The sequence below is a fragment of the Enterobacter sp. Acro-832 genome, from assembly GCF_011752745.1.
GTDB lineage: Bacteria > Pseudomonadota > Gammaproteobacteria > Enterobacterales > Enterobacteriaceae > Enterobacter > Enterobacter quasiroggenkampii.
This window is the reverse complement of the sequence record NZ_VWWX01000002.1, coordinates 957,840-977,857: the sequence shown is the minus strand read 5'-3', so window position 1 is coordinate 977,857 and position 20,018 is coordinate 957,840. Positions and strand designations below refer to the sequence as shown.

Genomic DNA, 20,018 nt, shown 5'->3' with positions numbered 1-20,018 from the left:
ACGCCGGGTGGGGTTAAGCCTCACCCGGCGCGTTTGTTTCCCAACTCCGGTGCGCAACGCGCCACCAGAGCAGGACGGCAGCCAGGGCAATGGCGCTCAGGACACTGAATGCCGTCGCAAACGAGTAATGTCCGGCGATCGTCCCGGTTAACGCCGGGCTCATGGATGCCCCTACTCCCTGCATCAACATCACCACACTCTGCCCGGCATTGACGTGCCCGCTTCCACGCAGCAGCACCACAATAAACGACGGTACGACGACTCCCAGGATCCCTGCGGCCAGGCCGTCGAGAATTTGTACCGGGATCATCATTAACGGCGCGTCCGTGGATGCCGCCAGCGCCGCGCGCACCGGCATAACCAGCAGCGCCAGCATAATCAAGCGCCAGTAGCCATAGTGTTCGATCCGGCGCGAGGCCCAGATAGCGACGGGGATCATCACGGCCTGAGAGATGATGACGGTACCGGCCGCATACAAACCGGGGTTGATCGCGGCAGGTGCCGCAGCAACCCTCATGCTCAGCATCGGCAGCAGCGCGGCGTTCGCCAGGTGGAACAGCAGCAGCGTCAGTCCGGTCACAAACAGCGCCCGGTTTTTCATCAGCACGGCAAAACCGGGGACCGGCAGGCTCGCTGAAGAGGACAGCCCGCGCGCCGCGTCGTTATCGATATCGCTGTTGCGAATGGCAAGTAGCGCACACAGCGTTAGCAGCGTGGTGCTGGTCATCAGCAGGAAAATCCCGCCCACGCCCCTGTACCACGCAATGCCGCCCGCAATCAGCGCGGTGACAAAATTTCCGCCGTGATTGAACGCCTCGTTTCTGCCCATCTGCGCGCTGAAGCCGCTCTGCCCGGTCAACCCCAGCGTAATCCCGGCGATCAACGGCCCGACAAATGCCGCACAGATACCGGTGACGATTTGCGACACGGCGACAACGCCGCTCTGCTGGCTAAACCAGAGCAGAAGCGTGCTTAGTGTGATCAGAGTGCACAGCAGCGCGAGTACAGCACGCTTGTTGCGGGAGGTGTCGGTGATGAACCCCGCCGGCAGCGTGGCCAGTAACCCCGCCAGCCCGCCGGCCGTCATCAGAATGCCAATATCATCAGGGGTCCAGTGGCGTTCGGTCAGAAAAATACCGAGAAAAGGGCCCAGGCCATCGCGGACATCTGCAATGAAAAAACTTGTCAGGCATAGCGCCCGCAGCGAACGAAGAGACATACTTCCTGCCTTGCCTGTTATCGCCTGAGAAAAAGAAAATGTAGTATACCGGGTATTTTTGAAAATCAGATGACGTCTTAAAAAACATGCCTTCCGAACTTAAACAATTCATAACGGACGATGTTTTTTCACTTTACTCATAATCGGCCCTGACTATACTGGCAATAAATTTTCACAGGAGTCCTTCGTTGGAAAGTTATTTTATCGTCGATACGAAGGTAAGCTGACGCGATTTTCTCGCTGCTTACCTTAAGGGTGGGCAGCAATCCTCTTGACGTGATTGCATCCCAATACATTAAGAACGACCAAATTTTTGGGGCATCGCGATGTTCATGTTTCATCATTCACTCTTTCCACCGCCCTCGCGCTGACATGCTTTGCGTTTTAATGGCGTCATACTGTGCTTTGTGAAGCGCTGACGCTTATCGTTTAATCATGTTAACAGGCGACAGGCTGATGTTCCCTTATATCTCTCATCTGCTCGCAGCGATGCTGCTGGGCGCAATTATCGGCGCGGAAAGACAATGGCGCCAGCGTATGGCGGGGCTTCGTACCAATGCACTGGTTGCGACGGGCGCGGCCGTGTTTATTTTAAGTTCCCTCTCGACCTCACCCGATAGCCCGGGGCGCATCGCAGCGCAGATCGTCTCCGGCATAGGTTTTCTTGGCGCAGGCGTTATTATGCGTGAGGGAATGAATATCCGGGGTCTCAATACCGCCGCAACGCTGTGGTGTTCGGCCGGAATTGGCGTGCTATGCGGATTAGGTCAATTCTGGAATGCCGGTATGGCCAGCGTGATTATTCTGTGCGCCAACATTCTGCTTCGCGAAGCTGCGCAGCGGATTAATCAACTGCCCGCGCTCCATGAAGGCGAAAAATGCTATGTCCTGAAAATCACCTGTAATGACGAGCATGAAGATGCGGTGCGGCAGAATATTGTCAACATGGCGAAAGAGTTGACGTTAAGCCTGAAAGCCATTTATTGCGATACGGCGCAAGTAGAAGGTAAAACCGAAATACGGGCCGAGGTGATGACCCGTGAGGAATACCGGAAATTACTCGAGCTAATTATGGGTAATATTGGCGGGAATAAAATTATGGCTTCCGTAAGCTGTCACGCAATATGAATACGATACCGGGCATTGCGCCCGGTTGAGGCTTTGCTGTTTTGCAGAAATGGGCAGTGACGTGGGCCGATGAATCCCAGGATGTCCCGTTCAAAAGACGTTTTTTGTCACACTACTTTGACGAATTCAGAGGCAGGTTCGACCGGACGAATATCACAGAACCGAAATTTGTCCCCGTTATGACAACCTGCTCTCTGTTTTGCTGGAAATAACGGTTTACCCTGAGTTGTGCAAAAAACACTCAGGAGGGACACATGTACAATTCAATTTTGGTTCCCATTGATATCTCCGAGGATAGCCTGACGCACATGGTTATCCCTTTCGTTCAGGCACATACCGCACTTAACACGGCCAAAGTCCACTTTCTTACCGTTATTCCTTCGCTTCCCTATTATTCATCATTAGGTTTGGCCTACCCCGTAGAAATGCCGAAGATGAAAGAATTTCAGCACGCGGCCCTAGCAAAACTGGATGAAATAGTTAAGCAATTCAAAATTCCTTCAGACAAGATACAGACGCATGCCGTGACGGGGTCTCCGAAGGATCAGATCCTTAAGCTCGCAGATACGATCGGTGCCGACCTGATCATCATTGCCTCCCATAAGCCGGACATCTCGACCTATCTGTTGGGCTCAAACGCTGCGGCAGTGGTTCGGCATGCGAAATGCCCTGTGCTGGTGGTAAGATAAAAAAACCGGGCGTAACGCCCGGTTTTTTAAGCCAACACCATGAGCCGCTCCTGACAGATAGCTACTCAGGAATGTGAGCAGGTTCACAATGCCTGACCTGCCTTACCTGTTCACGCAAAGCGCAAATGGCGACTGCAGATTGCCAATCAGCCAGCCATTACCTGCAGGTTCAATCTTCAGCTGGCGAACGGTTCCCTCGGGAACATAAAAGAAGCTGCTTTTAAAACTGTCATCATCAGCTGTATCACGTAGATTTTTAACGTAGCGCGTATCTGTAAGGGCAATCTCACCGGGTCTGTTCACCTCATAGCTAAAGAGAATTGTACGTGAGATGACATGAACGCCTTTGTCTGACTGGATATTTCCCGACAGGACAGCCTGACCCTCGTGGTTTTTATCTAAACGGAAAACAAACTCCAGCGTAGCGATGAAATCAGGTTCATAGTGGTTATAACGTAAAATTGTGGAACAGTTAACACTTAACGCACTCTGTTTATGACGCATGTGAACATAGAACCAGACCGAAAACGCCAGGATGAGGAGTAAAATTACGGCAGGGATCCCTGTTTTCTTATTGATTGCGTTCATAACCACTCCAGTAGTTATTCAGACAGGAGATGTAATTATTATTTTTTTGCGTGCATCGACTGATAAACGCCCTCCCCTTATTGCCGTACAGATAGGACTCTGAAACCTGATAGAGAAAAGATGTGCCTTCCAGACACTGAATATGACTTGAGTTAGCCAGTTCTAAAAAAAGTTCTTTTTTTTGCTCTGACAGGGATGCAGAGTTACTCTGGATTGTATAGACAGGACAGGTGTCGTAGTTAAACAAGAAATGGGGGTTAATCTGTTTTATTTCCATTAAGTCTTTCGACGGAGTTACGAGACCTGGCACAACTAACGTAGCGCTGATTAAAAGCACAATCAGTGCCAGCGTATAATTAAGAGCCCTGTACTTACTCACTAACGCCGTACGGTGGACTAGAGTTATTACCTCCGACTTCTCAATTTCTTTGAGTCGTCCATCAGCAATCGAAGATTCAGTGATATCCCTGACGTCAATATCGCTGTTAAACATAAAGCCGACCCGAGGCACTGTGGTAATACATTCATTGGTAATACCTAACTGGACGAAATGTTTTCTCAGTTCTGAAATGTATTTATTTAATGTGTGATTCGATGAGCGCAAGCCATGAGCATCCCAGACATTATCCAGGAGTTCATTCCGTGTCAGGACTTGACCATGCTTTTCGAGAAGGCATGTTAATAGCCTCTTCATTGTCAGGGTCAGAATGACAGTAGAGCCCTCGTCTCCGGATGGCCATATGGCACCATCTTCAGAGCGATAAAAAACCCTATTATCAATCACAAAAACCATCTCTGACTCCTTATCCATGATGGTAATTGAATGGATCCTCACGTTTATCCAACCTGCGAAAACCCATTAACTTCTTTCTCGCATCTTAGCACAGCCAGACGTGACAACGTCTTCATCAGACTTATTACTTGTAAATGCAACATCAAACAGAACATAAATTTGTATTTTGATAAATTAGCAATACATGTATCTACACACCATTTTTAGTTGATAGGATTTCTCGCAGAAGTGAATGAGCAGGTTCTTATTCTTCAGGTGCAGCCATCCTACCTACCGCCATTCACAGTTCGGGGAAAGAAGAAAGAAGTGGTACCCCGGGTAGCGAATCCAGTAGATAAGGAGCGACATTATGATAAGCACCAAAATGCTCATTAAGGCAGAACGTTTCTTCATCAAAGCCCGTACATTGATTAGAGAAAAAATCTTATCAGCGGAACTGACCGGCGCTGAATTTGTTCCCTTCATCCAGCCGGTATGTAAGGGCGATGAAATTGTAGGCGGAGAAGTATTACTTAGAGTTCTTAAAGATGGGATTTACCACTCTCCCGAAAAATACCTCTCTGCAATGGAATCATGCGAGGTGATTAATGATGTCACATGCAGCCTGATGTCTGATGTTAAAACATTTTTTGAAGACTACGAAGGAACGCTACCTGATGATTTTTATCTCTCCTTCAACATCTGTGCGAGACAGTTGAACTCTTCAAGAGTTATTGAAGCAGTTACGGACTTTAAGAAAGTGTTCGACGGACGCATTGCTGTCACACTGGAAATTGTCGAACGTGGAACAATGAACCTGGACGACTTTGCACTCGAGGCTATGCAGCAACTTACTGAGTCAGGTGTGCGATTTGCGATTGATGATTTCGGCAGCGGAAGTTCATGTCTCAAATACATTGAACATGCAGGTTTCTCAACACTCAAGATTGATAAATGCCTCACAATTGCAAGCAATGGATCATTAATCTATTCCGCGGTAATTGATTCCATTGTAGCTCTCGCAGAGCGATTGCAAATTCATGTTATTGCTGAAGGTATAGAAGATAAAGAACAACTATCTCTTTTGAAAGATAAAGGAGTGAGTATTTTTCAAGGTTATCTATTTTCAAAACCTGTAAGCATGCGCGAGTTTTGCTCGCACATATAACACTTTTCAAAAGCGTAAACACAGCAATTCGCAATCAATTATGAAAAAGCACTACTTAAATAACAGTAGTGCATTCCACCTGATCATTACAAATTTAAAATTGCCACCAAGGACAAATTATATATGTCAGCTAACTTCCCAAACCCTCCAGAGCTTCCGTCCTGGACAGGACCGGACGGAATTCTTTATGACTTTAACTATGGCGCGCGCGTTTTGCTTCCGGAAGGAAAATGGCACGTTATTTTAATGGACGACGACAGCGGTAATATTCTTTTCAGCTGTGATTCAGAAGGCGGCTGGGTAACCAGTAATAAAAAATATTACGTCCGCTTCCGCATTCAGGTATTCCACCAGGGATCGATGAGCCCGGTCCTGGATGAAACGCTGGATATGAAGGACAAGCCCGTCGTCATCTTTTTCCCGACGGGGACGCTTGGCGACATACTTGGCTGGTTCCATTACGCAGAGCGTTTTCGCCAACTGCACCGCTGTCAGCTTGAGTGCGTCATGGGGCAGGAAATCATCGAACTGCTTAGCGTGCAGTACCCAGAGATCACATTCTCCACAAAGGACGCTCTCCAGACGGAAAATCCCTACGCGTCCTGGTATATCGGCCTTTTCTTTAAGGGCGACACCACTCATCAGCCCATCGATTTCAGGAAGGTCGGTTTCCACCGCAATGCCGGCTACATCCTCGGGGTGGATCCGCGTGAGTGCCCTCCCCGCCTGAAGCTGGATGCGGAGCGGAAAATTGCGGAGCCGTACGTCTGTATCGCCGCGCAGTCCACCAACCAGGCGAAGTACTGGAACAACGGCCATGGCTGGGCTGAGGTCGTCGCCCACCTTAAATCTCTGGGATACCGGGTGCTTTGCATTGATCGCCAGGCGCATTACGGCCAGGGCTTTATCTGGAACCACATTCCGCATGGCGCCGAAGACTTTACAGGCGATATCCCGCTCCAGGAGCGGGTGGACCTGTTAAAGCATGCGAGCTTCTTTATTGGCCTGGGCAGCGGGCTGTCATGGCTTGCCTGGGCATCCGGTATCCCGGTGGTGTTAATCAGCGGATTCAGTCTTCCCAACAGTGAATTTTACACCCCCTGGAGGGTGTTCAGCAGCCATGGCTGTAACGGCTGCTGGGATGACACGTCCGTTGATTTTGACCACGTGGATTTTTTGTGGTGTCCGCATCACAAGAACACCCCCCGACAGTACGAGTGCACAAGTCTGATAACCGGTCGTCAGGTTATCGGCATGGTGGACCGTCTGCATTCAGGATTAGTTGTTAAGTAAAGGACGTAAATATGAACAAGATATATACCACGGTCTGGTGCGAGTCGCGCCAGCAGTGGGTGGTAACTTCTGAACTTGCGACCGGGTCCGGTCGTCCGAAGTTGACGCCGAAGAAAAGCGCACTGGCGCTGCTGCTGGGGGCCATATTACTGCCTTCCGGATCGGTCATGGCTGCGAATTATGTAGGTGAGACGGTAACGGGTATACAGGGTATTCATGCAGGCGATACGGCCAACTCTACCACCATTAACAGCGGTGGTAGTCAGTTCATCACCAGTGGCGGTTATACCTCTGCCACTACCATCAACACTGGTGGCTCTCAGCTCGTCTCCAGTGGCGGTTTTTCGACTGCCACCATCATCAACAGCGGCGGCTCTCAGCGCGTCTCTAGCGGCGGCATGGCCAATGTCACCACCATCAACAACAGCGGCAACCAGAACGTCTATGATGGAGGCTGGTCCTATTCGACTATCATCAACAACCGTGGCACGCAGACCATCTTTAATGGCGGTACTGCCACCATTACTACCCTCAGCGGGGGTAATCAGCACGTCTCCAGTGGCGGCTCAGCAACCTCTACGACTATAAATAGTGGTGGTTATCAGTATGTCTCCAGTGGTGGTTCGGCAACCTCTACTACCATCAATAGTGCTGGCGTTCAGAACGTCCTCATTGGCGGCACGGCCTTCGAAACAATCATAAATAGCGGTCGACAAAACGTAGACGGACTTGGCTCGGCAACCTCTACTACCATCAATTCAATGGGAATACAGTTCATCAGCGCAGGCGGATCGGCGACCGCCACGACCATAGATGGTGGTTTTCAGAACGTCTATGGTGAGGCCACTTTAACCACTATCAACGACGGTGAACAGGATGTCTTCGGTAAGGCCATCTCCACCACTATCAACGGAGGTGTACAGTTCGTCTCCGGCACGGCAACCACCACTATTATTAACGGCGGCACGCAGCGTATCTCCGATGGAGGAACAGCCACCTCTACGACCATCAACAGAGGTGGCGAACAGCGACTCACTGCTGGCGGCGCAGCAACCACCACAACCATCAACAGCGGTGGTCAACAGTATATTTCCAGTGGTGGCTCTGCCATCTCCACCACCATCAACAGTGCCGGAGAGCAGCACGTATACAGTAGTGGTCTGGCCACTGACACCACCCTTAACAGCGGTGGTTTTCAGCTAATTTCTAGTGGTGGCCTGGCCACCTCCAGCACCATCAACAGTAGTGGTCGACAGTATGTTTCCAGTGGCGGTTCAGCAACCTTCACCACCATCATGACGGAGGGTCAGCAGTATATCTCCACGGGTGGCACTGCCACCGCCACTACTATCAACAGCGGTGGTGTTCAATTCATTGATGGCGGTTTAGTCACCTCTACGATAATTAACGGTGATGGTTATCAGTATGTCTCCAATGGCGGTACGGCTACCTCTACAATAATCAACAGCGGTGGTGTTCAGTACGTCAGCAGTGGCGGTAGTGCTTCAGATGTCACAATGAATGGTGGCTCACAGATTATCTGGGAGGGCGGAACGGTCACCAGTGTCGGCATCAATAGTGGGAGCTTGCAGACCTTAGGAAGTGGCGGTGCAGCCATTTTTACTACCATCAACAGTAATGGTCTGCAGCGCGTCTTCGGCACTACCACCTCTACAACCATCAACAATGGTGGCAGTCAGTACGTCCATGCTGGCGGCCTGGCCACCTATACTACGATAAAAAGTGGTGGTGAGCAGGAGGTCACAGGTGAGGCTAATCAGACCATAATCAGCAGCGGCGGTGCTCAGTATGTCTCCGCTGGTGGCAAAGCCACCTCTACTACCATCAAAAGTGATGGCCAACAGAAGGTCTTCGGCACAATCACTGATACCACTATTGATGGCGGCCAGTCGTGGCTGTGGGCCGGAGCAGTGGCTGACGGCGAAACCAGAGTAAACGTCGGTGGGGAACTGCTGATGAATGCCGGCTCTCTCGCAACGGACGTAAACATCCAGGGAGGTACCCTTTCTGTTAACGACCTTTCCGATGCCATATCCGGCCCGGACACGGCTCAGGTTGGTAAGCTCACCATGGTCGGCGGCAACGTCAACTTCCTGCGCAACAGCGACGGTGAATTCGCGAAGCTGACGATTACGGAGCTGAGCGGCACCGGGAACTTCCTCCTGAACACCTCTCTCGCAGACCGTAAAGGCAACTTCGTCACTATCGAACAGGGCACAGGCCAGTTTGGTATTGCTGTGGCTGACTCCGGTAAGGAGATATCAGACCACACTGACCTGACGCTGAACCTCATCCATGAAAAAGGCGGTGACATTGATTTTGAAATGGTCACGGCATCCGGGCGAAGCACCCGATTCGTGGATGGCGGCACGTATATGTACACCCTGTACAGCCAGCAGGATAAGGACGGCCTCACCGGCGGTAACGTATGGTATCTGGGTGCCATGGGGAGTGGCGGTGAGAACCCGGGCGGTGAAAACCCGGGCGGTGAGAACCCTGGCGGCGAAAATCCGGGCGGCGAGAACCCTGGCGGCGAAAATCCGGGCGGTGAAAACCCTGGCGGCGAAAATCCGGGCGGCGAAAATCCGGGCGGCGAAAATCCGGGCGGCGAGAACCCTGGCGGCGAAAATCCGGGCGGCGAGAACCCTGGCGGCGAAAATCCGGGCGGCGAAAATCCGGGCGGTGGTGACAACGGCAACGCAGGAGGTAACGGAAATGGCGGTAAGAAGCCAATGACCACACCTGCAACTGATGCCATTCTGGCCATGTCCAATGCAGGTCTGAACGTCGTCCATTCCGAGCTAGATGGACTGCGCACGTATCGCGCTACTCTGGATAAAACCGGACCGGAAAGCAACGTCTGGGGTCACTACCTTGGAAGCAAAAACAACATTGATACCAGCAATGGCGCTGCTTATCAACTCAATCAGAACGGTATGGAGATCGGCGCTGACACCCGGAATGACTTTGCGCGCGGCAACCTTGTCACCGGTGCGTTCATGTCCTTTAGCGATAACAAAGTGAAACATGCCCGCGGTGGTACAAGCAAAATCGACAGCTATGGTCTTGGCCTGTATGCCACGTGGTTTGACGCCAGCGGGTTCTACGCTGATGGTGTTGTGAAAGGTAACCGTCTTAACAACAAACTGAGAGCGGTCATGACCAATGGCGGTAGAACCGGTGGTGACTGGAAACAATACGCGCTTAGCACAGCAGTCGAAGGCGGCTATCAGTTCGATCTCAAAGATGACGTAAGCATCACGCCTTATGGACGCCTGGCGTTTGTTCAGATGACCAGTGAGGATGTGAAACTCAGTAACGGCATGAAAGGCAACACGGGCACTCCACGTTCTGTTACGGGTGAAGCCGGTGCGAAGCTTTCCGGTAAGTTCAGTCTGGGTTCGACTGAGTTCAAACCTTATCTGTCAGCTGCGGTGGTGCAAGAGTTTGCTAACTCAAACGACGTCACGATCAATGAGCGCAATCGCTTTGATAACAACGTCAAAGGCACGTCAGGCAAGTACGGTCTGGGTGCATCGGTCAACGTTGGTAAAGACGTAACCTTGTACGGTGAGGCTAATTATCGTCAGGGCAGCCAAATCGAAACACCGATCCAGGGTGTGGCAGGTGTCCGTATCGGATTCTGATGTTCCACAGGGGCCTTAGGGCCCCTTTTCACATTGTTCTGAGATGTTTTGGTTATGTTTATGCCTCACATAATTTTGACGAAAGATGTTTTTTTGAATAAAGCGCTGTCTGTCATCCTTCAGCAAGCGTCCCCCAGCAGAAAGGTTTGCGTCGTAGATATTGAATCATTCCGAAGCCTGGGTGCCATTTTCAACCTTCTGAAAAGAAAGAAACTCACTGAAAAGCATGAAATGATCTTCATCGGTGGCAAGGATGTCAGTTCAAGAGTTCTCGAACCGCTTGTGACAATCTACAGGAAATCGTGCTTTATGGACTTTCGAAAGCAGCTTACGGGCGGTCGGACGTATTCATCAGAATATGCGTTGAACCACATCGCGCGCTGCAGGAGTCTGAGCATGCTTTCAGAACAGGAGAAAAAGACACTTTTCGCCCTGTTGGATACTGATGACACGGTTGCTGCTGCAAGAAAAATTTACCTGTCCCCCAAGACTGTCTATACCTACACCAATAATATTGGGCAAAAACTTAACCTGAATTCGATACTTCAGGTCAGGCAATTTATTCATTCTGAATTCGAATAGTCATTGCGGGAAAAACAATAAAAACCGGGCGCGAAGCCCGGTTCTGTTATTTGCTAACGGCGGTTTTACGCGCTCAGCCCGCGATTATCCAGCATCGGCTCAATCTTTGGATCGTGCCCGCGCCAGTTGCGATACAGTTCAGCTAAATCCATGCTGTTACCACGGGACAAAATCGCCTCGCGGAATGTCTGCCCGTTTTCACGGGTCAGGCCGCCGTGCTCAACAAACCACTGGTAGCCATCGTCAGCGAGCATCTGCGTCCACAGGTAGGCGTAATACCCCGCCGCGTAGCCGCCGCCGAAGATATGGGCAAAATAGCTGCTGCGGTAGCGCGGCGGCACGGCAGGCAGATCCAGCCCCTCTTTTTTCAACGCAGCCGCTTCAAAATCCTCCACGCTCGAAACGGCCTCGCCGATGCCGTGCCAGTTCATGTCCAGCAGCGCGGCAGCCAGCAGTTCGGTCATGTCATAACCCTTGTTGAAATGGGTCGCGTTGAGCATGCTTTCCCGCAGCGCGTCCGGCATCGGCTCACCGGTTTCGTAATGGCGCGCATAATGGGTAAACACCTGTGGATGGCTGGCCCAGTGCTCGTTGATTTGCGACGGGAACTCAACAAAATCACGCGGCGTATTGGTGCCGGAAAGCGTGGCGAACCGCTGGCTGGCAAAGAGACCGTGCAGCGTATGGCCAAACTCGTGGAACAGGGTTATCACGTCATCCCAGGAGAGAAGCGCGACACCGCCATTCGCCGGTTTTTGATAGTTACAGACGTTGTAGATCACCGGACGGGCAGCAAACTCGAAGGATTGCTCGACGAAATTCCCCATCCATGCCCCGCCCTGTTTGGAATCACGGGCAAAGAAGTCACCGTAAAACAGCGCCATGCCCTCACCGGTGTGGTCGAAAATTTCCCATACGCGGACGTCCGGGTGATACACCGGGATATCGAAGCGTTCAACGAAGCGAATGCCAAACAGCTGGCTGGCTGCCCAGAATACGCCATCCTGCAGCACGGTATTGAGCGCAAAGTAGGGCCTGATCTGCGACTCATCGAGGGCATATTTTGCCTGGCGCACGCGCTCCGCATAAAAGGCCCAGTCCCAGGCCTGCACGGTGAAACCGCCCTGCTCATCGTCGATAACGTTCTGAATGTCGGCCTGCTCGCGTTCCGCGCGGGCGCGGGCGGCAGGCACAATGCCGCGCATAAATTCCAGCGCGGCGGCCGGGGTTTTCGCCATCTGATCGGCGATGCTCCAGCTGGCGTAATCCTCAAAGCCCAGCAGACGGGCCTGTCGCGCACGTAGCGCCGTCAGACGCAGGATCAGCGCGCGGGTGTCGTTTTCATCCCCTTTCTGGGTACGCGACCAGCCTGCGTTGAAGAGGTTTTCGCGCGTCTGACGATTGCGCAGCGCGGAAAGCGCGGGCTGCTGGGTGGTGTTCAAAAGCGGGATCAGCCAGCGATCGTTTAGCCCTCGCTCCGCGGCAGCCTGCGCCGCATCAGCAATCTCACCGGCGCTGAGCCCGTCAAGCTGGTGCGCATAATCCACCACCAGCCCACCCGTTTTATCGGCAGCCAGCAGACGCTGGTTAAACTGGCTGGTCAGGGAGGCCGCATCGGTATTCAACGCCTTCAGCTCGGCCTTTTCTGTCTCATTCAGACGCGCGCCGGCCAGAATAAACCGCTGATACGTCTCTTCGACCAGACGACGGGATTCGGCGTCCAGCGCGGCACGGTCCTGCCAGACGCTCTCCACGCGGGCAAACAGCACGTCATTCAGCCAGATATCGTTTGCCAGCGCGGCAAGCTCGGTGGAGAACTGTTCCTCCAGCTGCTGTAAATACGGATTGGTGTGCGCGGAAGTCATGGCGAAGAACACGCTGCTGACGCGCGCGAGCAAAGCGCCGCTTTTCTCCAGCGCCAGCACGGTGTTAGCAAAGTCAGGCGCAGCGGCCTGAGTGACAATCGCGTCAATGTCCGCCCGCTTCTGGCGAAGGGCTTCATCGAAGGCCGGACGATAGTGGCTGTCGTTGATCTCATCAAAATGGGGGGCCTGGTAAGGCAACAGGCTGATGTTAAAAAAGGGATTCGTGGCCGTCATCTTTCGCTCCTGAGTACGGGTATCCTCCCAGAGTAGGCCAGGCCGCCATCCCCTGCAACGCTGTCATACAAATGTTGCCTTAACGCACCCTCTGCGGCCGTGCTATGTTAGTACAACACAAAAAGCGTTGAGGAACAGTGAGATGATTATTTTAGTTACCGGGGCAACGGCTGGTTTTGGTGAAAGCATCACGCGTCGCTTCGTCGCCAACGGGCACAAGGTTATCGCGACCGGCCGCCGTCAGGAACGTCTGCAGGAGCTGAAGGACGAACTAGGCGACAGCATTCTGACCGCGCAGCTGGACGTGCGTAACCGCGCGGCGATCGAAGAGATGATTGCGAATCTGCCAGCAGAATGGCGCGCCATCGACGTGCTGGTCAACAATGCCGGTCTGGCGCTGGGCATGGAGCCAGCCCACAAAGCCAGCGTGGAAGACTGGGAAAACATGATCGACACCAACAACAAAGGGCTGGTCTATATGACCCGCGCGGTGCTGCCGGGCATGGTCGAGCGCAATCGTGGCCACATTATCAATATCGGCTCCACCGCCGGAAGCTGGCCCTATGCAGGCGGTAACGTCTACGGGGCGACAAAAGCGTTTGTGCGCCAGTTCAGCCTTAACCTGCGGACCGATCTGCACGGCACCGCCATTCGCGTCACCGACATCGAGCCGGGCCTGGTGGGCGGCACCGAGTTTTCCAACGTGCGTTTCAAAGGCGATGACGCGAAAGCAGACAAAACCTATGAAAACGCCAACGCCCTGACGCCGGAAGATGTCACCGAAACGGTCTGGTGGGTGGCGACGCTGCCAAAACACGTCAACATCAATACCGTAGAAATGATGCCGGTCAGCCAGAGTTTTGCCGGACTTAGCGTCCATCGTGGCTAACGCTGCCCTTCCCGGCCTGCGGGCCGGGTCTGTTTCGGGTTATAAAAGAATGGTAGTATGTTCAGGCTAACTCTCTGAGAAATGACAACTCATGGCCGCTGAATCGCAACTCAATCCCACCCAGCCCGTAAACCAGCAAATCTATCGCATTTTGCGACGTGATATTGTCCATTGCCTGATCCCACCGGGAACGCCGCTTTCTGAAAAAGAGGTGTCAGTGCGTTTTGACGTTTCCCGTCAGCCGGTGCGTGAAGCGTTTATTAAGCTTGCGGAAAACGGTCTGATTCAGATCCGCCCGCAGCGCGGCAGCTACGTGAACAAAATCTCCCTCTCTCAGGTGCGCAACGGCTGTTTTGTTCGCCAGGCCATTGAATGCGCGGTGGCGCGCCGTGCCGCAACGCTCATCAATGACAAGCAGTGTTACCTTCTGGAGCAAAACCTGCATCAGCAGCGGATTGCGATTGACCGCAAGCAGCTGAATGATTTCTTCCAGCTTGATGATGAATTCCACCAGAAACTGGCGCAGATTGCGGATTGCCAGCTGGCCTGGGACACCATCGAAAACATCAAGGCCACCATCGACCGCGTGCGTTATATGAGTCTCGATCACGTCTCCCCGCCGGAAATGCTGCTCCGACAGCATCACGATATTTTCAGCGCGCTTGAAAAACGTGACCCGGACGGCGTGGAAAAAGCGATGACGCTGCATCTGCAGGAAATTAGCGAATCCGTGCAGCTGATTCGTCAGGAAAATAGCGAGTGGTTTAGCGAAGAGTAATATTACGCCGCCCCCTTTCGGACGCGGCGATAGGTTTAGCGAACGACTAACACCGGAATTGTGGCGTAGCGCAGGATAGATTCCGCATTTGATCCCAGCAGATGGGTGGTGATGCCCGGATTTTTCGACCCAATGACAATCACGTCATATTCCCCCTCCTTGCTCAGCCTGATAATTTCATCGCGGACGTTGCCAAAGCGCACCAGGCTGTCAATTTTCTCCGGCGAGATATCGAACAGTCTTTTTAACGCGTTCATTTTCTTACCGGATTCCTCGGTCATATACTCTTCGAACTTTTTAATATCGGCATTAAATCCGCGCAGCAGGGATCGGCTGCTGGCCGGCAGAATATTGACCAGGGTAATCGAGGCGCCCTCTGCCTTCGCAAGGTTTGCCGCGTGGCGAACCGCTTTGTCGCTCAAATCCATTTCAAACACATCAACAGGCATCAAAATCTTCTTATACATAAGCCTGACTCCTTATTCCGATGAAAGGGTTATTTCCTGTACCCAGAATGGCACCGGGAATATAAACCAACCCTCAACGCTTCCCTGCTGAAACTATCAATAAATGAAAATAACGGTCTGCTTTGTCAATTGCTGTCGTGAACCGTCAGCGCCCGGCACAATAAAGAAAAAAGTGTGAGTTTGATCAAAAACAAAAACATGTGATGCAGACAGGCGTATTTATATGCTCCGTGAACGGCAACCCTGAAATAACGCCGTAACGAACAGGTTAGAGAGGAGAAAATACCATGATGACATACGACCGTAACCGCAATGCAATCACCACCGGCAGCCGCGTCATGATTAGCGGCACGGGCAAAACTGGCGTGATTAAAGCGATCCACAGCGACGGGCTGGATGCCGCGCAGGTGCGCCGCAGCAAAACGGTTGAAGTGGAAGGATGCGAAGGTAAGTTCGAACCGATTGAGCTGATTCGCCTGGGTATGCACTAAACGGTGCGCAGACATGCCGCCGCGAACGGCGGCATGTGCTGAATTACCGTTGAGACACGTACTGTGCAACGGTCGCTTTCGCACCCTTTTGCAGCAGCGTCTGGTACGCCTTCATCACCGCATCAACAAAGACGGCTTCACGTGGTAATTCCTTGCCGAAGATGGCCTCGATGCCGAGCAGCGCCTTGACCCGGCTTTCCCCTTCCGCACTGCCTTTAACCGCCGCCTGAATCACTGCCAGCTGCGGATCGCTCACGTCAATCGCATTACCCTGCTCGTCCACGCCGCCGACATAGCGCATCCACCCTGCCACGCCCAGTGCCAGCAGCGGGAAAGGCTTCTGATGCACCAGGTGCCAGCGCACGGAATCCAGCATGCGCTGCGGAAGCTTCTGGCTGCCGTCCATCGCAATTTGCCAGGTCCGATGGCGCAGGGCCGGGTTGCTGTAGCGGGCAATCAGGAGATCGGCATAGCGTCCTAAATCGACGCCTTTGACCTTAAGCGTAGGCGCCTGCTCGTTGAGCATCAGCGCGTGTGCGGCGACGCGGTAGTTTTCATCTTCCATACACTCGTTGATATGCTGGTAGCCCGCCAGATAGCCCAGGTAGGCCAGAAATGAGTGGCTGCCGTTTAGCATGCGCAGCTTCATCTCTTCAAACGGGATCACGTCCGACACCAGTTCGGCCCCGGCTTTTTCCCACGCAGGACGCCCTGCCACAAAGTTATCTTCGATCACCCACTGGCGGAACGGTTCACAGGCCACCGCCGCCGGATCGCGCACGCCGGTCAGCCGTTCAATTTTATCCAGCGTGTCGGGGGTGACCGCAGGCACGATGCGATCCACCATGGTTGACGGGAAGGTGACGTGGGATTCGATCCAGTCCGCCAGCTCACCGTCTACCGCACGGGCGTACGCGCAGGTGACATTGCGCATCACGTGACCGTTCTCCGGCATGTTGTCGCAGGACATCACGCTAAACGCCGGCAGACCCGCCGCTTTGCGACGCGCCAGCGCTTCCACGACGACACCCGGCGCAGATTTTGGCTGGTGCGGGTTTTGCAGGTCGGCGACGATAAACGGATGATCGAGCATCAGTTGCCCGGTCGCCGGCGAGTGGCAGTACCCTTTCTCGGTGATGGTCAGAGAGACAATCGCAACCTGCGGGTCACACATCGCCGCCAGCACCGTCTCCAGCCCGTCAACCTGCGCATGAAGGGCTTTTTTGACCACACCCACCACGCGGGAGGTCCACGCATCGGCAGACATTTCCGCCACGGTATAGAGGTTATCCTGCGCGTTCAGATCGGCAATCTGCTGCTCACCACCAATCAGGTTAACCTCACAGTAGCCCCAGTCGCTGCCGTGCTCAGCGGCGAGAATATCGGCATACACTGCCTGATGCGCCCGGTGAAATGCGCCAAAGCCTAAATGAACGATGCGAGCTTTAAGGCTGTCGCGATCGTACTGAGGCAGCGTCGCATTGGCCTGTAATAAGGTATTTTCCATGATTAAGACTCGTTAATTAGAAAGCTGTGGATCGCTGCCGCTCTTTCTGAAGCGGCAGCGCCTGCTGACTACACCAACTAGAATGGCAGTTGGGGTAAAAAATTACTGCCATCAACCATACTGATACTGCCGTTTGAGATTTTGATTTATATTAACTTTTGGTCATGTGGTGTGACATAAAAACAAAGTTGTGTGATAAGTCACGCAAGCTATAAACCACTAGCGTCGCGAGGAGACAGCGCCGTAACCGACCGTCTCTTTTGGCGCAGACTCAGCTGCGTCATGCGCCGCGCTCAAATCACGATCGCGCACTTCCGGCATCAGGATCGCCGAGACCAGTCCAATCACGGAATAGGCCACCAGCATGGCAACAATCGGCCACCAGGAACCGGTCATATTGCAGAAAATCCCTGCCAGCACCGGACCAAAGCCCACCGCCACCAGACCGCCCGCCTCTTTGGAGATGGCCATACGCGTAAAGCGATTTCGCGAGCCAAACATCTCCGCCATGGTGATATTTTCCAGCGCGAACAGCCCCAGAACGGCGAAGTTATGGATAACGATGATAGAGAGCATGATCGTCCCCGGCGCATAGCTCTTATCGACGATGATCGACAGCATCGGGTACGCGAGCAGAATGGCGGAGATATTGAGAATAATGTACGGCAGACGGCGCCCCACTTTATCGGAAAGCCAGCCCAGCAGCGGGATGGAGATAAACCCGAGAATGGAGCTGATCATCAGCGCATCGGTAGGGATGGCCTTATCGAACAGCAGCGTCTGGACCAGATAGCCCGCAAGGAAGGTCTGGATCAGCCCCGAGTTGCCCGCCTGGCCGAAACGCAGGCCGGTCGCCAGCCAGAAGGATTTGCTTTTCACCATGGAACCGAGCGACGTGTCCGGTTGCACGGTTTGTGCATCGTTCACTTTCTCAAAGACCGGGCTCTCCTTGAGATTCATACGCAGCCAGATGGCAAAGATCATCACCACGACGCTGGCGAGGAACGGCACGCGCCAGCCCCAGGCGAGCAGCTGTTCACGGTCAAGGGCAAAGAACATGATGGCCCAGATCGCCGTGGCGCTGAGCGTCCCGCAGTTCGTGCCCATCGCCACCAGCGAGGAGATGATGCCGCGTTTTCCTTTCGGCGCGTACTCCGCCAGCATGGTCCCCGCCCCGGAGATCTCAGCCCCGGCGCCCAGACCCTGAATGATGCGCAGCGTCACCAGCAGAACCGGGGCAAAAATCCCGATCTGCGCGTAGGTCGGCAGGACGCCAATCAGCGTGGTGCAGATCCCCATCATAGTGATGGTGATAAACAGCACCTTCTTACGGCCAATGCTGTCGCCCATTCTGCCAAAGATAAAGGCCCCGACGATGCGCGCAATATAGCCTGCGCCGTAGGTCCCCATCGCCAGGATCAGCGCCATCGCGGCAGACTGTTCGGGAAAGAAGATTTCATGGAAGACCAGGGCGGCCCCCAGCGAGTAAAGCTGAAAGTCCATGAACTCCAGAGCGGTGCCAAGCCAGCCGGAAACGGCGGCTTTCACCAGATCGGCAGTGGATCGTTGCGGTTGTACTTGTGTCATGATGGCTATCTCTGAAAGGTAAGATGCGAACCACATAGAGCCTGTCTGCGCAGGCTCTTAATCGCGTAAATGATTATTGGCCGAACGTGAGCAAGACTTTGCAGCACTGCCGCTGGTCTTTCTCAAACAGTTCGATGGCGTCTGTTACGTGGTGATAGTCAAAAGTATGGGTGATCAGTTTTTCCGGGTCGATCAGCCCCCTCTTAAGCCAGTCGATGACGACCGGGAATTTGTTGGCATTGAGGCGCGAGGAGAAGATCGCCAGCTCTTTGCCGGTAATGCCCTGCTGAACAATCTGGCTCGGCTCGCTGGAAAAGCCCATCAGCACGATGCGCGCCGCCGGCGAGGCCAGGGTTATCGCTTCCTGCAAAATAGATGGGTGGCAGGCGGCATCAATGATTAACGTCGGTTTGATGCCTTTTTCCTCCAGCGCGGCCTGCAGCGACTGCTCGCCGTTATTAAAGACCCAATCCGCGCCGCTGCGCCGCGCCATCGCCAGGCGCTCGTCTATGCGGTCAACCACGATAACCTGCTTCACCTTATAGACGCCTTTCAGCGCCTGCACGGTGACCAGTCCCATCGGGCCAGCGCCGTAAATCAGCGCGACGTCCTGTTCCGTCGGTTTCACCTGCCCCGTTACGTTGGCGGCGATGGTAAAGGGCTCAACCATGACGGCGTGTCGATCGGGAATGTCATCCGGAATGGCCCAGGCATTTTGAGCAGGCACTGCCGCATATTCACTGAAGCCGCCATCACGGTGCACCCCCAGCACGACCAGCGAGGTGCAGACGTTCGGTTTTCCCACGGAGCACGGGTAGCAGTGTCCGCAACTGATCACCGGGTCAACCGCGACGCGCTGGCCCAGGCGGGCAGCGTCAACCCCTTCGCCTGTGGCGTCAATCACGCCAAAGAACTCGTGGCCGATCGTGCGTGGGTATTTCGCAAACGGGTTATGCCCGCGATAGATGTGGCTGTCCGACCCGCAGATACCTGCCAGCGTGATTTTCACGCGGACTTCGCCTGCGCCTGGTTCCGGGCGTGGCCGCTCTTCAATCACCAGTTGGTTTGGCTGCTGAATCACTACGCTTTTCAT

17 protein-coding genes are annotated in these 20,018 nt (G+C 53.6%); 9 read left to right on the top strand and 8 right to left on the bottom strand.

Going from position 1 to position 20,018, the window contains the following annotated elements:
- Positions 1–13: 13 nt before the first annotated feature.
- Positions 14–1,219: an MFS transporter gene (locus F3J31_RS11160; protein WP_167213097.1), complete on the bottom strand. Its 1,206-nt coding sequence runs from the start codon at positions 1,217–1,219 to the stop codon at positions 14–16.
- 435 nt (positions 1,220–1,654) lie between these two features.
- Here F3J31_RS11160 and F3J31_RS11155 point away from each other — a divergent pair, with 435 nt between their 5' ends.
- A complete protein-coding gene (locus F3J31_RS11155; RefSeq protein WP_167213095.1) occupies positions 1,655–2,347 on the top strand; it encodes an MgtC family protein in 693 nt (230 codons plus the stop codon).
- 254 nt (positions 2,348–2,601) lie between these two features.
- Positions 2,602–3,036, top strand: coding sequence for a universal stress protein UspF (uspF, locus tag F3J31_RS11150; RefSeq protein WP_048222978.1), 435 nt, complete (start codon positions 2,602–2,604; stop codon positions 3,034–3,036).
- A 102-nt stretch (positions 3,037–3,138) separates the two neighbouring features.
- On the opposite strand, the gene F3J31_RS11145 is transcribed toward uspF, so the two are convergent.
- Both F3J31_RS11145 and F3J31_RS11140 read right to left on the bottom strand, forming a co-directional pair.
- Positions 3,139–3,624: a hypothetical protein gene (locus F3J31_RS11145; protein WP_063621522.1), complete on the bottom strand. Its 486-nt coding sequence runs from the start codon at positions 3,622–3,624 to the stop codon at positions 3,139–3,141.
- Positions 3,608–4,417, bottom strand: coding sequence for a winged helix-turn-helix domain-containing protein (locus F3J31_RS11140; RefSeq protein WP_167213093.1), 810 nt, complete (start codon positions 4,415–4,417; stop codon positions 3,608–3,610). The genes F3J31_RS11145 and F3J31_RS11140 overlap by 17 nt, the downstream gene beginning before the upstream one ends.
- A gap of 349 nt (positions 4,418–4,766) precedes the next feature.
- On the opposite strand from F3J31_RS11140, the gene F3J31_RS11135 reads away from it, so the two are divergent.
- From F3J31_RS11135 to F3J31_RS11120, 4 genes are all read left to right on the top strand, one after another.
- The gene (locus tag F3J31_RS11135; RefSeq protein ID WP_167213091.1) at positions 4,767–5,564 is read left to right on the top strand and encodes an EAL domain-containing protein; all 798 of its coding nucleotides are present in this window, start codon (positions 4,767–4,769) and stop codon (positions 5,562–5,564) included.
- Between the two features lie 123 nt (positions 5,565–5,687).
- Complete coding sequence (locus F3J31_RS11130; RefSeq protein ID WP_167213089.1) at positions 5,688–6,857, top strand: autotransporter strand-loop-strand O-heptosyltransferase; 1,170 nt, start codon at positions 5,688–5,690, stop codon at positions 6,855–6,857.
- 11 nt (positions 6,858–6,868) lie between these two features.
- Positions 6,869–10,525, top strand: a complete 3,657-nt coding sequence (locus tag F3J31_RS11125) for an autotransporter outer membrane beta-barrel domain-containing protein (protein ID WP_167213087.1) — start codon at positions 6,869–6,871, stop codon at positions 10,523–10,525.
- A 93-nt stretch (positions 10,526–10,618) separates the two neighbouring features.
- Positions 10,619–11,107, top strand: coding sequence for a LuxR C-terminal-related transcriptional regulator (locus F3J31_RS11120; protein WP_167213085.1), 489 nt, complete (start codon positions 10,619–10,621; stop codon positions 11,105–11,107).
- A 65-nt stretch (positions 11,108–11,172) separates the two neighbouring features.
- Here the strand turns inward: F3J31_RS11120 and dcp are convergent, their stop codons facing one another.
- Positions 11,173–13,206, bottom strand: coding sequence for a peptidyl-dipeptidase Dcp (dcp, locus tag F3J31_RS11115; protein WP_167213083.1), 2,034 nt, complete (start codon positions 13,204–13,206; stop codon positions 11,173–11,175).
- Positions 13,207–13,348: 142 nt separating this feature from the next.
- On the opposite strand from dcp, the gene ydfG reads away from it, so the two are divergent.
- Positions 13,349–14,095 (top strand): bifunctional NADP-dependent 3-hydroxy acid dehydrogenase/3-hydroxypropionate dehydrogenase YdfG, encoded by a 747-nt coding sequence (gene ydfG, locus F3J31_RS11110; protein ID WP_023292548.1) that lies wholly within the window; start codon positions 13,349–13,351, stop codon positions 14,093–14,095.
- A gap of 91 nt (positions 14,096–14,186) precedes the next feature.
- Positions 14,187–14,873, top strand: a complete 687-nt coding sequence (locus tag F3J31_RS11105; RefSeq protein WP_008502405.1) for a GntR family transcriptional regulator — start codon at positions 14,187–14,189, stop codon at positions 14,871–14,873.
- A 35-nt stretch (positions 14,874–14,908) separates the two neighbouring features.
- On the opposite strand, the gene F3J31_RS11100 is transcribed toward F3J31_RS11105, so the two are convergent.
- Complete coding sequence (locus tag F3J31_RS11100; protein WP_024909093.1) at positions 14,909–15,340, bottom strand: universal stress protein; 432 nt, start codon at positions 15,338–15,340, stop codon at positions 14,909–14,911.
- Positions 15,341–15,627: 287 nt separating this feature from the next.
- On the opposite strand from F3J31_RS11100, the gene ydfZ reads away from it, so the two are divergent.
- Entirely contained in the window at positions 15,628–15,831 is a 204-nt protein-coding gene (gene ydfZ, locus F3J31_RS11095) for a putative selenium delivery protein YdfZ (RefSeq protein WP_014883679.1), read from the top strand.
- A 43-nt stretch (positions 15,832–15,874) separates the two neighbouring features.
- Here ydfZ and F3J31_RS11090 read toward each other — a convergent pair whose 3' ends face one another.
- The 3 genes from F3J31_RS11090 to F3J31_RS11080 form a co-directional block, all read right to left on the bottom strand.
- Entirely contained in the window at positions 15,875–17,338 is a 1,464-nt protein-coding gene (locus tag F3J31_RS11090; protein ID WP_167213081.1) for a mannitol dehydrogenase family protein, read from the bottom strand.
- A gap of 219 nt (positions 17,339–17,557) precedes the next feature.
- Positions 17,558–18,925, bottom strand: coding sequence for an MFS transporter (locus tag F3J31_RS11085; RefSeq protein WP_045910620.1), 1,368 nt, complete (start codon positions 18,923–18,925; stop codon positions 17,558–17,560).
- Positions 18,926–18,998: 73 nt separating this feature from the next.
- Positions 18,999–20,018, bottom strand: a complete 1,020-nt coding sequence (locus tag F3J31_RS11080; protein ID WP_167213079.1) for a Zn-dependent oxidoreductase — start codon at positions 20,016–20,018, stop codon at positions 18,999–19,001.

Coding starts and splice junctions, on each gene's coding strand:
- F3J31_RS11160 (WP_167213097.1), bottom strand. CDS start 1,219: ATGTCTCTTCGTTCGCTGCGGGCGCTATGCCTGACAAGTTTTTTCATT.
- F3J31_RS11155 (WP_167213095.1), top strand. CDS start 1,655: ATGTTAACAGGCGACAGGCTGATGTTCCCTTATATCTCTCATCTGCTC.
- uspF (WP_048222978.1), top strand. CDS start 2,602: ATGTACAATTCAATTTTGGTTCCCATTGATATCTCCGAGGATAGCCTG.
- F3J31_RS11145 (WP_063621522.1), bottom strand. CDS start 3,624: ATGAACGCAATCAATAAGAAAACAGGGATCCCTGCCGTAATTTTACTC.
- F3J31_RS11140 (WP_167213093.1), bottom strand. CDS start 4,417: ATGGTTTTTGTGATTGATAATAGGGTTTTTTATCGCTCTGAAGATGGT.
- F3J31_RS11135 (WP_167213091.1), top strand. CDS start 4,767: ATGATAAGCACCAAAATGCTCATTAAGGCAGAACGTTTCTTCATCAAA.
- F3J31_RS11130 (WP_167213089.1), top strand. CDS start 5,688: ATGTCAGCTAACTTCCCAAACCCTCCAGAGCTTCCGTCCTGGACAGGA.
- F3J31_RS11125 (WP_167213087.1), top strand. CDS start 6,869: ATGAACAAGATATATACCACGGTCTGGTGCGAGTCGCGCCAGCAGTGG.
- dcp (WP_167213083.1), bottom strand. CDS start 13,206: ATGACGGCCACGAATCCCTTTTTTAACATCAGCCTGTTGCCTTACCAG.
- ydfG (WP_023292548.1), top strand. CDS start 13,349: ATGATTATTTTAGTTACCGGGGCAACGGCTGGTTTTGGTGAAAGCATC.
- F3J31_RS11105 (WP_008502405.1), top strand. CDS start 14,187: ATGGCCGCTGAATCGCAACTCAATCCCACCCAGCCCGTAAACCAGCAA.
- F3J31_RS11100 (WP_024909093.1), bottom strand. CDS start 15,340: ATGTATAAGAAGATTTTGATGCCTGTTGATGTGTTTGAAATGGATTTG.
- ydfZ (WP_014883679.1), top strand. CDS start 15,628: ATGATGACATACGACCGTAACCGCAATGCAATCACCACCGGCAGCCGC.
- F3J31_RS11090 (WP_167213081.1), bottom strand. CDS start 17,338: ATGGAAAATACCTTATTACAGGCCAATGCGACGCTGCCTCAGTACGAT.
- F3J31_RS11085 (WP_045910620.1), bottom strand. CDS start 18,925: ATGACACAAGTACAACCGCAACGATCCACTGCCGATCTGGTGAAAGCC.
- F3J31_RS11080 (WP_167213079.1), bottom strand. CDS start 20,018: ATGAAAAGCGTAGTGATTCAGCAGCCAAACCAACTGGTGATTGAAGAG.